This window comes from Streptomyces sp. BR1 (genome assembly GCF_052373795.1).
Taxonomy (GTDB): domain Bacteria; phylum Actinomycetota; class Actinomycetes; order Streptomycetales; family Streptomycetaceae; genus Streptomyces.
In genome coordinates this window covers 7,326,071-7,338,207 of the sequence record NZ_CM126252.1, presented here as the reverse complement: position 1 = coordinate 7,338,207, position 12,137 = coordinate 7,326,071, and the positions used below count along the sequence as shown (strand labels likewise).

11 protein-coding genes are annotated in these 12,137 nt (G+C 69.3%); 3 read left to right on the top strand and 8 right to left on the bottom strand.

The features are described from left to right. Window positions 1-59: 59 nt before the first annotated feature. From ACT1U9_RS32430 to ACT1U9_RS32420, 3 genes are all read right to left on the bottom strand, one after another. Window positions 60-1,286, bottom strand: coding sequence for a damage-control phosphatase ARMT1 family protein (locus ACT1U9_RS32430; RefSeq protein WP_444539310.1), 1,227 nt, complete (start codon window positions 1,284-1,286; stop codon window positions 60-62). Beyond that, a complete protein-coding gene (locus ACT1U9_RS32425) occupies window positions 1,283-1,894 on the bottom strand; it encodes a nucleoside deaminase (protein WP_444536196.1) in 612 nt (203 codons plus the stop codon). The genes ACT1U9_RS32430 and ACT1U9_RS32425 overlap by 4 nt, the downstream gene beginning before the upstream one ends. Window positions 1,895-2,031: 137 nt before the next feature. Beyond that, window positions 2,032-4,023: a beta-galactosidase gene (locus ACT1U9_RS32420; protein ID WP_444536195.1), complete on the bottom strand. Its 1,992-nt coding sequence runs from the start codon at window positions 4,021-4,023 to the stop codon at window positions 2,032-2,034. A 314-nt stretch (window positions 4,024-4,337) separates the two neighbouring features. On the opposite strand from ACT1U9_RS32420, the gene ACT1U9_RS32415 reads away from it, so the two are divergent. After that, window positions 4,338-6,035, top strand: coding sequence for a ricin-type beta-trefoil lectin domain protein (locus ACT1U9_RS32415; protein WP_444536194.1), 1,698 nt, complete (start codon window positions 4,338-4,340; stop codon window positions 6,033-6,035). A gap of 30 nt (window positions 6,036-6,065) precedes the next feature. On the opposite strand, the gene ACT1U9_RS32410 is transcribed toward ACT1U9_RS32415, so the two are convergent. The 4 genes from ACT1U9_RS32410 to ACT1U9_RS32395 all read right to left on the bottom strand — a co-directional run bounded on the left by ACT1U9_RS32410 (window position 6,066) and on the right by ACT1U9_RS32395 (window position 8,915). Continuing rightward, window positions 6,066-6,626 (bottom strand): CGNR zinc finger domain-containing protein, encoded by a 561-nt coding sequence (locus ACT1U9_RS32410; protein ID WP_444536193.1) that lies wholly within the window; start codon window positions 6,624-6,626, stop codon window positions 6,066-6,068. A gap of 90 nt (window positions 6,627-6,716) precedes the next feature. After that, the gene (locus ACT1U9_RS32405; protein WP_444536192.1) at window positions 6,717-6,911 is read right to left on the bottom strand and encodes a hypothetical protein; all 195 of its coding nucleotides are present in this window, start codon (window positions 6,909-6,911) and stop codon (window positions 6,717-6,719) included. 71 nt (window positions 6,912-6,982) lie between these two features. Further along, entirely contained in the window at window positions 6,983-8,023 is a 1,041-nt protein-coding gene (locus ACT1U9_RS32400; RefSeq protein ID WP_444536191.1) for an alpha/beta fold hydrolase, read from the bottom strand. Between the two features lie 157 nt (window positions 8,024-8,180). Then, entirely contained in the window at window positions 8,181-8,915 is a 735-nt protein-coding gene (locus tag ACT1U9_RS32395) for a flavodoxin family protein (RefSeq protein ID WP_444536190.1), read from the bottom strand. A gap of 134 nt (window positions 8,916-9,049) precedes the next feature. Between ACT1U9_RS32395 and ACT1U9_RS32390 the strand changes: the two genes are divergently transcribed. Together ACT1U9_RS32390 and ACT1U9_RS32385 are read left to right on the top strand one after the other, a co-directional pair. After that, a complete protein-coding gene (locus ACT1U9_RS32390; RefSeq protein WP_444536189.1) occupies window positions 9,050-9,955 on the top strand; it encodes a LysR substrate-binding domain-containing protein in 906 nt (301 codons plus the stop codon). Window positions 9,956-10,402: 447 nt separating this feature from the next. Continuing rightward, on the top strand, window positions 10,403-11,254 hold the full coding sequence (locus ACT1U9_RS32385; protein ID WP_444536188.1) for a class I SAM-dependent methyltransferase: 852 nt from the start codon (window positions 10,403-10,405) through the stop codon (window positions 11,252-11,254). Window positions 11,255-11,259: 5 nt separating this feature from the next. Here the strand turns inward: ACT1U9_RS32385 and ACT1U9_RS32380 are convergent, their stop codons facing one another. Beyond that, entirely contained in the window at window positions 11,260-12,039 is a 780-nt protein-coding gene (locus tag ACT1U9_RS32380; protein ID WP_444536187.1) for an SDR family NAD(P)-dependent oxidoreductase, read from the bottom strand. Window positions 12,040-12,137 lie beyond the last annotated feature (98 nt).

Below are 12,137 nucleotides of genomic sequence, written 5' to 3'. Positions count from 1 at the left end.
TCTTCAGGCGAAGCAAGTGGGGGACGAACCACTACGAGTAGCACGCATCGCCGCCAGATCTACCGTCGAACCTGAAGCAGAGCGTGAGTACCGCTCGTACGCCAAGCCGAGCCGGACCGTTCGAGAGCTTCGAGCGCCCCCTGCTCCAACCCCGCGATCACGTCGGACTTCAGGGTGCGGAGCGCCGCGACGGCCCCCGGGAAGTACGCGGTGAGGTCCGCGAACGGCGCCGTGGCATTCCACATCCGGTCGCCCACGAGGCGGCGGTAGTTGAGGTCGCCCTTGAAGATGGTGAGCGTGGCAGCCTCGAACTCCTGCCGCAGGTCCTCAGGCATTTCCTCGTACGGCAGCGGTGCGCAGTAGAACGAGTGGGTACGGATCTCCAGGCGTCCTGTCGCCATCGCCTGCCACAAACGCGCGCCGATCCGGCCGGCTTCAGCGGGTGCGTGGGTGAGGCGGCGCAGGCAGTCGACGACGTCCGATGCCATCGCGTCGGAGACGTAGTACGGGTAGGGCTTGACGTGGAGCACGACCTGGTCGGCGTGGCGGTGTTCAAGGAGGTGGTCGATGAGGATCAGGTCCGGGATCAGCTCCCGGCCTGCGTTGTCGGCCACGACAGCAACGGTGGATTGGGCTCCGGCGGGCAGGAGCTGCCACAGCACAGTGCTGTCGTCGGCGACCAAGCCACCGGCAGCGTCGCCGGAGGCCGGATCTCCCTCCGTAACACGGAAGCCGAGGTCCGCACGGTTGCCCCAAAGCGAGGCGTGGAGCAGGGCCGTGGCCCGCTCGTCGGCCGGCGCGTCGGCGAGTGCGTCCAGGGCGCGGAGTTCCTCGTCCACCGCCGCGCCTCGCAGTTCGGCCTGCTTGAAGGGCGCGAAGGGGTCGACTCCCTGCCACGGGCCCGTACCGAAGTACTCGATCGCGCCGAGGAGCCTGCGGTAGAAGTAGCTCTCCGCCCACAGGAACGGAGCGTCGAACCACGGCCGCCCGAAGTGCTCCCGCCCCCAGGCCGACCACTGGCCGTGATCGCGCTCCGAGGGGGCGAGCGGTTGGATGACACCGTTGATGATCTCGTCCAGCAGGGCATCAAGGGCCTCGTGCTGCCGACGCCCGTACGGGAAGGCGTCGCGCACCTGCTGGATGAGAGCCGGATGGCGTTTGGCCAGGACGCCCCAGGCGAATGAGCCGGGCTCGTTGCTCAGGATGACCCGCGCGCCGGGATCGGCGACCGGGCCCGATCCGTGGCCGGGCTCGTCGCCCGAGCTGTCGGACGTCTTCTCCGTCATGGTGTCCAAGCCCTTCGCTTCTCGCTCCCCATGTGCCGACTGTAGAGGGGGTCGGTGAGGTCCGACCGCACGTCGCACGCCACCGCGGGCTGTCCCGTCAGTCGCGAGCGCTGGGCGATGTCGGTGAAGGACAGGTCGATCTGCGGTATCCCGTAGGAGATGAGCTTGGCGACGGAGGTGCCGTAGGCGACGCCCCACACCTTGCCCCACAGGAGCGCGCCCGCGCACATCGCGCACGGCTCGGCGGTGGTGACCACCACGTGCGAAGGGAGGTGGAGGCCCGCCTCGGCCGCCTTGCGCAGCAGGTTGACCTCGGCGTGTGCCGTGGGGTCGTGGGAGATGTCCGAGGTGTTGCGTGCCCCGGACACGACGGCTCCGCTGTCGGCGTCGACCAGGACGGCCCCGTAGGGCCAGCGGGCCTGGCGGGCCCAGTCCACGGCGACGGGCATCGCGCGCTCCACCGCGTCCATGAGGTCCGCGGGCCAGTCCCCGCTCCCGTGACGCGGCCGGGCGCTCGCGGAAGGAGCGAACGCGCCGAGCGCGGAGAGCGGGGCGGCGGCGGCCGCCGTGCGCAGGAAACGACGGCGGGAAGAGTTCGAAGAGATCATTCCGCCTGTATAGCGGTCCCAACGGCGGCTGATCGGGCTTCTGTCGGGAATGGCCGAAGACCGCGCTCGCCAGGGTGACTCATGCTGCGGGCCCTGCCGCGCGGCGCAATTCTCCGCCGCCCGACCGGGCCCCACGCTCACACCGCCGACAGCAACCACTGCTGGCTGGGATCCCCCGTGTCCGTCTGTTCGACGAGCTTCGCGCCGTCGGCGGTGGAGGCGGCGCTCACCAGCGTGGCTTCGAACGGGATCGGCTGCGGCCGCAGTTGGTGCAGATCGAGTACGAGGATCTCGTTGCGCCCGACGGTGAGCCAGGGGGCCGGACAGTAGAGCCGCTGCTGGGGGCCGATCGACCAGTACCTGCCGAGGTTGTGTCCGTTGACCCAGACCACGCCCTTGGTCCAGCCGGCCATGTCCAGATAGGTGTCGCCGATGTCGGTCAGGGTCACAGTCGCCCGGAAGAAGATCCCGGCCCGCCCGGGGTTGCTGATCACCGGGCGCAGCGCGGCGACGAACGCCTCGTCGACGGGCAGGGCGTACGTCTGCCAGTCGGTGAGCACACCGGTGAGCGGGCCCGCGTCGGTGAGCGACACCGGCCCGGTGATGCCCTTGCGGTCGACGAGTCCGTGGCCGTAGTTGATACGGCCCATGCCCTCGACCAGGATGTCCAGCGTGGGGCGGTTGCCCGCCGCGCCCAGCGGCAGCCGCGATCCCGTGGTGACCTTGAGCGGTGCCGCGTAGGCCGAGGGCACGGCCGGGCGGGACAGGCCACCCTGGTAGGCACCGTCGAGGAAGACGGTGGCGTAGTCGTGGACCGAGGAGACGTCGAGCGTCGCCCCCGCGTATCCGTCGAGGACCTTGCGGTACAGCAGGAACCCCGAGTTCTGCTCGTAGTTCTCCATCGGCTGCGGTGTGACGGTCTGCGCGGGCGGGAGCGCGGCGGGCAGGTTGTCCCAGAGCGAGGCGTACGGGACCGGCGCCGGGGCGTCGTTTCCGGTGCGGGTGATGGTGGGGACCGGCTCCGGGACCGGCGGCAGTGTCACACCCGGGTAGCTGCCGATGAGCGCGCGGTAGGCGAGGTAGCGCGGGGCGGGCCGTCCCTGCTCGATGATGGGCGCGCCGTAGTCGTACGAGGTGACATGGGCGGTGTAGCCGGTGCCGTCGTCGTTGGCGTTGGCACCGGCCCAGTAGCCGAAGTTGGTGCCGCCGTGCACCACGTAGAGGTTGAACGACTGCCGGGCGTCCATCAGGTCCCGCAGCGCGGTGGTGAGGTCGGTGGCCAGACCGGCGAAGGCGCCCTCGCCCCAGTGCGTGAGCCAGCCGGGGTACAGCTCGCCCGACATGGCCGGGACGCGCGGGAACGAGGTGCGGCAGCGTCTGATGTCCGCGGATGTGCCACCGCTGAGCCCGATGGCCCCGCCGGTGACGTTGGTGTGGTTGGCCACGACCTGGCCGAGCCCGTCCTGGGTGTAGAACGGCCCCTCGATGCCCGCCTTGAGCCACAGCTGCCGCAGCGCCTCCAGATAGCCGGCGTCGCTTCCGTACGACCCGTACTCGTTCTCGATCTGCACCATGAGGACCGGACCGCCGTTCGCGGCCATCAGGGGTCGCAGGACCGGCGCGATGGTGGCGACGTACCGCGCCACGGCCGCCATGTAGTCCGGGTCCTCGGTGGAGTTCACCCTCAGCCGGGCGGAGGGTTTGCGCAGCAGATAGGACGGCAGTCCGCCGAGGTCCCACTCGGCGCAGACGTACGGGCCCGGGCGCAGCAGTACGTACATGCCCTCCTGCTGACAGAGGCGGATGAAGGCGGCGAAGTCGCGCCGGTCGGTGGTGAGGTCGAAGACACCCGGACGTTCTTCCAGGTAGTTCCACATCAGATACAGCGCGATGGTGTTCAGGCCCAGCGCCTTGGCCATCCGGGTGCGGTGACGCCAGTACTGCACCGGGATGCGGGCGGGATGCAGCTCGCCGCTGCGGATCTGGAACGTCGTGCCGTCGAGGACGAAGTCCGCGCCGTCCGGGCTGAAGCCGAAGGTATGACCGGAGGCGAACGTACGCCCGCCGGAGACGGCCAGCGCGGCCACCGGGCTCAGCACGGCGGCCGCCAGCAGTGTGCGTCGGTGCATGCGTACTCCCTGATGACGGCGGGCGGAGTGGGCGGTCATGCAGCGCTCGGCGACACATGAGGCGAACGGAACGTCACGCGTCGCTGCTGCGCAAGGTATTGATGGCGCCAGTAAGCGTCAAGAGTCCACGTAATCCAACACAACACACCAATGAATTCCGGCTATCACCCTTCGGGGCGAGCCCTGATTCCTCAACTCCCTTTTACCGTACGGTGATTGAAGCTGCTCGAAACGTAGCGCTACAGTGCAGCACCAATCACCAACCGCTCTCGTCCGCCCCGCACGTTCCCCTTCTCACCGCAGAGGAGATCACCGTGCCCCGCCCCCCACGCACACCGCGCCGGCGCACCGCACTCACCGCGCTCACGGCCGCGCTGCTCTGTCTGCCGCTCACCACCGCGCACGCCTCGCCCTCCCCCGCTGCGCCTGCCGTCCGGCAGCTCGCCCCGACCCCGCCCATGGGCTGGAACGACTGGGCCCACTACCAGTGCGGGGTCACCGAGCAGACCGTCACCGCCAATGCCGACGCCCTCGTCTCCACCGGCCTGGCCGCCAAGGGCTACACCACGGTGACCGTGGACGACTGCTGGATGGCCAAGTCCCGTGATGCACAGGGGAACCTTGTCGCCGACCCCGTGAAGTTCCCGCACGGCATGGCCTGGCTCGGCTCGTACCTCCACGACCGCGGACTGCACTTCGGGATCTACGAGGACGCCGGGTCCGCGACCTGCGGCGGCTACCCCGGCAGCGGGCGGCCCCAGGGCGGCGGCGCCGACCACTTCGCCCAGGATGCCGCCTCGTTCGCCGCATGGGGCGTGGACTACCTCAAGCTGGACGGCTGCAACCTCTACACGGCGTCCGGGCAGACGCAGGCGCAGGCCTACCGGCAGGCGTACGACGCCCAGGCCGCGGCCCTGCGCGCGAGCGGCCGCGACATCGTCTTCTCCGAGTCGGCGCCCGCGTACTTCCAGGGCGCGGAGTGGGGCAATCCCACCTGGTTCGACGTACTGTCCTGGGTCGGCTCGGACGGCCAACTCTGGCGCGAGGGCTGGGACATCGCCACCTACGACTCCGCCCATCCCACCACGAGCCGCTGGTCCAGTGTCCTGTCCAACTACGGCTACAACCGCTGGATCGGCCGGTACGCCAAGCCCGGCAACTGGAACGACCCGGACTTCCTCATCGCGGGCGCGGGCGGGCTCACCGACGACGAGTCCCGCAGCCAGATGGCCCTGTGGTCGATGATGGCCGCACCTCTCATCCTCTCCTCCGACGTCTCCCGACTCACCCCGGCGGCACGGTCCGCGCTCGGCAACACCGACCTGATCGCGCTCGACCAGGACAGCCTCGGCCGGCAGGCGAGCGTGGTGTCCACCAACGGCACCGCCGATGTACTCGTCCGGCCGCTGGCAGGCTCGGACCGGGCGGTCGCGGTCCTCAACCGCGCCTCGACAGCCCGTACGCTGACCACGTCGCTGGCCGACATCGGCTTGTCCGGTTGCACGGTATCCGCCAAAGACCTCTGGACCGGGGCCAGTTCGACCGTCACCAGCGGTCTCACGGCGACCGTTCCCGCGCACGGCACGGCGATCTGGCGGCTCACGCCCGGCGCCGGGTGCGCCCCCGCCGTCCCCACCGGCCAGATCACGGGCAACGGCGCCAAGTGCGTGGACGTCACCGGCAGCGGCACCGCCGACGGCACCCAGACGATCCTCTACACCTGCACCGGCAACCCCAACCAGCGCTGGACCATGGGCACCGACGCCGGCGTGCGCTCACTGGGCAAATGCCTGACGGCGTCCGGCACCACCGCCGGAAGCCCCGTCACCCTCTCCACCTGTACGGGCACACCGTCCCAGCGCTGGACCGCGAAGCCCGACGGCACCCTGGTCAACAACGCCTCCGCCCTGTGCCTCGACGTCTACGGTGGCGGCACGGCCGACCTGACCAAGCTCGACACCTGGACCTGCGGCCACCTCCAGACCAACCAGGTGTGGTCCCTGCCCGGCTGACGCACCGGCCCGTGTCCAGATCCGGTCGGGTCAGTGGGCCGGTGCGGGCTCGGTCCTCTTACGGGCGCGATAGGCGGCTGCCTTGATCTTGTTGCCGCAGGACTCCATGCCGCACCACTGCCGACGCATGCCCCGCGAACGGTCGATGTAGGTGCGGGTGCACTCCGGGTTGCCGCACTCCTTGAGCAGCGGCACATCCGGTCCGCTCAGGAGCTCGACGGCAAGGCGAGCCACCATGGAGAGGGCTTCCTCCGGAGTTGCCTGCGTCCATCGCCCTGACGGGGTGAGCTGCGGCACCGCCGACGGCTTGCGTGCCGCGTTGTTGAGTACGGTCAGCGCCGCCCCGTCGTAGTCTTCCGCGAGCCGACGGGCGGTGACCAGCCGGTACATGGCTTCCCGTACGGTCGTCGCCTCCTCGACGTCGACCTCCCGGCTCGGGGACACCGCGTCGACGAGCCCGGACTCCACGTACCACGCGTTCAGCCTGTCCGGCGTGGCGAACATCTCGAAGCGCAGCGAACGGCGCGCTCGGAGCGTGGCGACGAAGTCGAGTGCCGGGTTGCCGCAGACGAAGACATGGTCGAGGTTCACATCACCATTCTGGCAGGTGACGATATGCGTAGCAAGTTTCCGTCACCTGCTGAAGCGGTGAGCTCTCCGGGGCCCTAGAACGGGACCCGCTCATAGACCCAGGTCGACAGCGAGGCAGGAGAAGGACTTCCATGAGCCCTCGGGGTCGAAGGCGTACCGCGTCGGGTCGCTCGGCGTAGCCGCCTTCTCCTCGACCATGTCCTCTTGACGGATACGCTCGGGCAGGCTGCCGAACCGTGCTCGACGTGCCGCTGCGGTGCTGTCTGTGGCGTGCGTACTCTCCATGGCTGGACTCCGTTCGGTCGCCGGCGGAACAAGCTCACGTGTGTCACCAGGTTGATAGGTGACGATGAGTGTCAGATGCGGTCCACGTCGATGACGGCCTGGGCGAAGGCGGCGGGTGCCTCCTGGGGCAGGTTGTGGCCGATCCCTGTCAGGGTCCGGTGCTCGTACGGGCCGCTGAACCTGTCCCGGTAAGCGGTGCCGTTGCCCGGAGCGGTGAAGGGATCCTTCTCGGGGTCGAGGGTGATGGTGGGAACCTCGATGACCGGCCGCGTGGCAAGCCGCTTCTCCAGTGCGTCGTAGCGGCGTTCCCCGTCGGCGAGGCTCAGCCGCCACCGGTAGTTGTGGATGACGACGGCCGCGTAGTCGGGGTTGTCGAAGGCCGCGGCCGTGCGCTCGAAGGTGGCGTCGTCGAAGTCCCATGTCGGGGAGACGGTCTCCCATACCAGCCTCGTCAGATCATGGCGCAGGGTCTTGTCCTCCATGGCGAGCCGGCCGCGCTCGGTGGCGAAGTAGTACTGGTACCACCAGGTGTGTTCGGCCGTCGGGGACAGCGGCTTCAGGTTGGCCGCAAGGTTGGTGATGAGGTATCCGCTCACCGACACGAGGGCTTTGCAGCGGTCGGGCCGGAGCGCGGCGATGATGTCGGCGGTGCGCGAGCCCCAGTCGAAGCCGGCCAGCACGGCCTTCTCGATCTTCAGGGCGTCCATCAGGGCGATGATGTCGAGCGCGATGGCGGACTGCTGGCCGTTGCGGAACGTCCGGTCGGAGAGGAAGCGTGTCGTGCCGTGACCGCGCAGATACGGGACGACCACTCGGTAGCCCGCCTCGGCCAGCATCGGCGCGACGTCGACGTAGCTGTGGATGTCGTACGGCCAACCGTGCAGACAGATGACGGCGGGGCCGTGGGCAGGGCCCAGTTCGGCGTAGCCGACGTTCAGCAGACCAGCCCTGATCTGCTTCAACTTCGGAAACGCAGTGTGAGCGCCGGGGGCGGCCGCCCCACTGGCCGATGCTGCGGATGCCGTCTGCGGCCCGTGCAGACCGGTCAGTGAAACGGCAGCCGCACCCGTACCCAGCCCCATGGCCTTGCTGAACCCACGCCTGTTGATCATGTGAAGCCCCCTCGGTCGTTCACGTGTACCGGCGATGCGCGATGACTGACTGTCGCACAGGATTCGTCACCGGTCAAACAGGTGATGTCGGAGGGGGTGCGTCTAACACCAACGCATCCGTCACCGTTTGAGAGAGTGATTCTTCCGATCTGCGAGGTCAGGCACCGGTCAGTGCTGCCGGTGCGCCATCCGCCTCCCTGAGGGAGGCCGACAGGGCGCGGGCCTCGTGTTCGGTCATCCGGGAGGTCTCGTACGGCACGGCGTTGACCCAACGCTGAGTCAGCCGGGCGATCCGCTCGCCGTACCGCTCCGCGGTGACCAGGTCGCCGCGCGATCCGGCCTGCTCCGCTCCCAGGTCCGCGTGGCTCTGGCTCATCAGACCCAGCCATGAGCCCAGCCGGTTCAGGTCGTCACGGCTGCCACCGCTCCAGTTGTTGCCCGGCATGTCGCCCACGCCGATCCACTGCATGCCCAACTGCGCGCCGAAGACCGCGAGTTGCTCCAGGACCGCCAGCTTGTCGCCGCTCTGCGAGGCGGACATGGTGAACCCGCCGGCCAGCTTGTCCTTCCACGCCTGCTCCACGAACGGCGTGAACGCCGCCTCCATGAACGCCTTGAACACCGCCGACACACTGCCCATCAGCGTCGGGCAGCCGAAGACGATCGCATCGGAGCGGTCGAGCAGCGCCAGCACCTCCGCGTCGTGCCAGCGGCCCGCGATGACGTCCTCGGGCCGGATCTCGACGAGATGCACCTGGGCGCCCGGCACCAGCCGCGCCCCGTCGGCGAGGTGCTCGGCCAGGACGCGGGTGTGCCCGTGCACCGAGTGGTGGACCACGGTCACCGTGACCTTCGGCGCATCCTGCTCACGGTCAACACCATTGACTGCCATGTGCTTTCACTACTTCCACTCGCGGGGAAACTCTTGCCTGCCCAGCCATCACACCCTGCGTACGGCACGGCATCAACGCCGAACATCGGCACGCAGCGATCGGTCACACCGATCGATCGCGTTAGCCTGGTCCCGTGGACAGGATCGAACTCGAAGCATTCGTCGCCGTCGCGGAAGAGCTCCACTTCGGCCGCGCCGCCGCGCGCCTGCACCGGGGGCAGCCCACCGTCAGCGACGCCGTCCGGCGGCTGGAAAGCACCCTGGGCGGGCGGCTGTTCCACCGCACCAGCCGCCGGGTGTCACTGACGGAGCTCGGCGAAGCGCTGCTCCCCGACGCCCACGCCACCTTGGCCCAGCTGCGCCACTTCAAGGAGCGCGGACGCTCTCTGGCCGCCGGAGACCGCACCCGTACCACCCTCGTCGTCGCCCACGCCGAATACACCGGCCACCAGTTGCTGTTGCGCTGCCTGCCGCAACTGCGCGACCGTTTCCCCGACGTGACGATCGTGCCGGAGGCCATGCCGACCACCGCCCAACTCACCGCCCTGCGGGCCGAGACGATCGGTCTTGGCATCGGCTGGGCGACCGGCGACGTCACCGACGTACGCACGAGGGTGCTGTCCACCGAGCGGTTCATGGCGCTCGTACCCGCGAGCCACCCCCTCGCCGGGCACACCGAGCTGAGCGCGTCCGAACTGTCCACCACCGACCTGCTCACCTGGCCCCACCAGATCAACAGCGGGCTCTGCGACCGCCTCCTGTCCGCCTTCCACATCGGCGGCGCCGACCTGCGCATCATCAGAACCGCCGACAGCGTGCACGCCATCGCCGCTCATGTCGCCGCGGGAACGGGCATCGGCATCACCATCGAATCCGCCCTCGACCACCAGCCACCCGGCCTGCGCATCATCCCCCTCACCGGCCCTTCGACCACCGCCGACCAGGTCGTCCTCACCCCCACCGAACCGTCGGACACGGCCACAGCACTGCGCGACCTGCTGCTGCACGCCTCGGCTGAGTTGCCTTCCACCGCTCACTGAGCGCCGGTTCGAACTGGCCATCACCCGCGAGGTGTTGACAGCATCGCCGGGCCGGATCCCGCACCCGAGCCGCCCGCACCCATCGGCGCCTGCCAACGCGTCCGGCAAGCCTTCAACAACCACCCCACGCAGCAATTCCGCGCCCGCGAACGGGCACCAGCTCCTCGGCTCGCCGATCGACGAGGCCTCCGTCAACGTGACTCAGCGCCCGTCTCAGACGCCTCCTGCACCACGGGCTCCTCACCCATCCTGGACGAGGCCCCTACCAGAACAGGCTCATTTTCCCCTCATACGTTTAACAGCCGTCTCCCTAGCGTGGGGGCCTGCCAAGGCCCGTGACTATGCGCCGCTGTCCTGACTGGAGCAGTTGCGTCCGTCACGGGCCCTGACCAGGTACGCAACACCGCAACCGGACTTTGCTACAGCCCTGGAGTGGGAGTAGTAGTGATGGCGTCTTCCAAGACGGCACGGGCGAATCGTGGTCACGGAGGTGCGGCACGCGACGCCGCCGTGGCCGCGCAGTATCTGACCCTTGACGACGCGACCCGATATGCCGCGTCATACGAGGGCTGGCGGCCGGCGGCACGGTATTTCTGTTCCCGGCTGTACGTGGTCGACGAGGCGCTTCGTGCCGCGCCGCGTGGTCGTCTGCTGGACGTGGGGTGCGGGCCCGGCATGCTGGTGCGACGCGTCCTCGACGTCCACCCCGGGGAGTTCCAGATCACCGGATGTGATCGGTCCCCGGCGATGATCGAGGCGGCCGCCGCTCTGACGAAGGGCTCCGACGACGTCGAGTTGAGCGTGGCGCGTGTCGAGGAGATGCCCTTTCCCGACAAGCACTTCGATGTCGTCGTCGCGATGGGCGTCCTGGAGTACACCGACGCCGACGCCGGGCTGCGCGAGATCGCACGTGTGGTGCGGCCGGGCGGTCTGGTCGTGGTGACGATGCTCAACCCGCTCAGCCCGTATCGCCTGGTCGAATGGTTCGTCTACTGGCCGCTGGTGCGTGTGCTCAGCCGCGTCGAGGGACTGTTCGGCGCGCCGCGGCACGCCGCGGACGTGTCCGGCATCCGAGCGATCCGACTGGCCCGACTCCGCCGGATGATGCGCGGGACCGGACTCAGACCAAAGGACGCGGTCCACTACGACGTAACACCCCTGGTCCCGCCGCTGGACCGGCCGATCCGCCGCTGGAGCCGGAAGTGGCGCGACCATCCCGGAACAACCGTGAGCAGAGGGGCCCGCCGCTGGTTGGGCACCGCCTACTTGGTGACGGCACGGCGCGAAGACGACGCCTAGGCGGATCAACTGCCCGTGATCGGGCCCAGGTAGGTGCCGCCGGAGACGTCGATGGTCTGGCCGGTCACCCAGCGGCCCTGCGGACCCGCCAGGAAGCCCACCACATCCGCGACGTCTCCCGGCTCGCCGATGCGTCCGAGCGCGGTGATCGACTCAAGTCCGGCCATCGCCTCGGGGACGCCGGTCCACCCGGCGGTCATGTCGGTCAGCACCACTCCGGGTTCGACCGTGTTCACGGTGATCCCGCGCCGGCCCAACTCGTTGGCGAGGGACGGGCTGAGGGCGGCCAGCGCCGCCTTGGTGACGGTGTATCCGATCTGGAGGGGGTTAGCGATCCGGGTGGCCGCCGAGCCCATGTTGACGATCCGCCCGCCGTCCCGCAGCAGGGGCAGCGCCCGCTGGACCACGAAGATCGGCGTGCGCACGTTGACCGCCAGAAGCCGCTCGAACTCCTTCTCGGTGAGCTGCCCGATCGAACTCACCGAGTGGATGCCCGCGTTGTTGACCAGGATGTCAAGCCCGTCCTCGCCGTGGTCCGCCAGCCCGGCGCCGAGCCCGTCGAACAGCCGGTCCACCGCACCGCTCTCGCCGAACGTGGCCTGCACCGCGAACGCCATGCCGCCCGCCTTGCCGATCAGCTCCACGGTCTCCGCGGCGGCCGCCTCGCTGTCCCCGTAATGGACCGCGACCAGCGCCCCCTCCGCGGCGAGCCGCAGCGCGACCGCGCGCCCGATCCCGCGCGAGCCGCCCGTCACCAGTGCGGTCCTGCCGTCAAGTTCCCCCATGATCGCCTCTCCCCTCGTGCTGCCCCGGCCGATCTCAATACCCTTGTGACCGCACCGTACGTGAAGATCGACGACGGGATCGGGGGAACGCGAGGGCT

What these genes read in the sequence shown, in the direction of transcription:
- ACT1U9_RS32430 (WP_444539310.1), bottom strand. Translation starts at nt 1,286, where the DNA reads ATGACGGAGAAGACGTCCGACAGCTCGGGCGACGAGCCCGGCCACGGA.
- ACT1U9_RS32425 (WP_444536196.1), bottom strand. Translation starts at nt 1,894, where the DNA reads ATGATCTCTTCGAACTCTTCCCGCCGTCGTTTCCTGCGCACGGCGGCC.
- ACT1U9_RS32420 (WP_444536195.1), bottom strand. Translation starts at nt 4,023, where the DNA reads ATGCACCGACGCACACTGCTGGCGGCCGCCGTGCTGAGCCCGGTGGCC.
- ACT1U9_RS32405 (WP_444536192.1), bottom strand. Translation starts at nt 6,911, where the DNA reads ATGGAGAGTACGCACGCCACAGACAGCACCGCAGCGGCACGTCGAGCA.
- ACT1U9_RS32400 (WP_444536191.1), bottom strand. Translation starts at nt 8,023, where the DNA reads ATGATCAACAGGCGTGGGTTCAGCAAGGCCATGGGGCTGGGTACGGGT.
- ACT1U9_RS32395 (WP_444536190.1), bottom strand. Translation starts at nt 8,915, where the DNA reads ATGGCAGTCAATGGTGTTGACCGTGAGCAGGATGCGCCGAAGGTCACG.
- ACT1U9_RS32385 (WP_444536188.1), top strand. Translation starts at nt 10,403, where the DNA reads ATGGCGTCTTCCAAGACGGCACGGGCGAATCGTGGTCACGGAGGTGCG.
- ACT1U9_RS32380 (WP_444536187.1), bottom strand. Translation starts at nt 12,039, where the DNA reads ATGGGGGAACTTGACGGCAGGACCGCACTGGTGACGGGCGGCTCGCGC.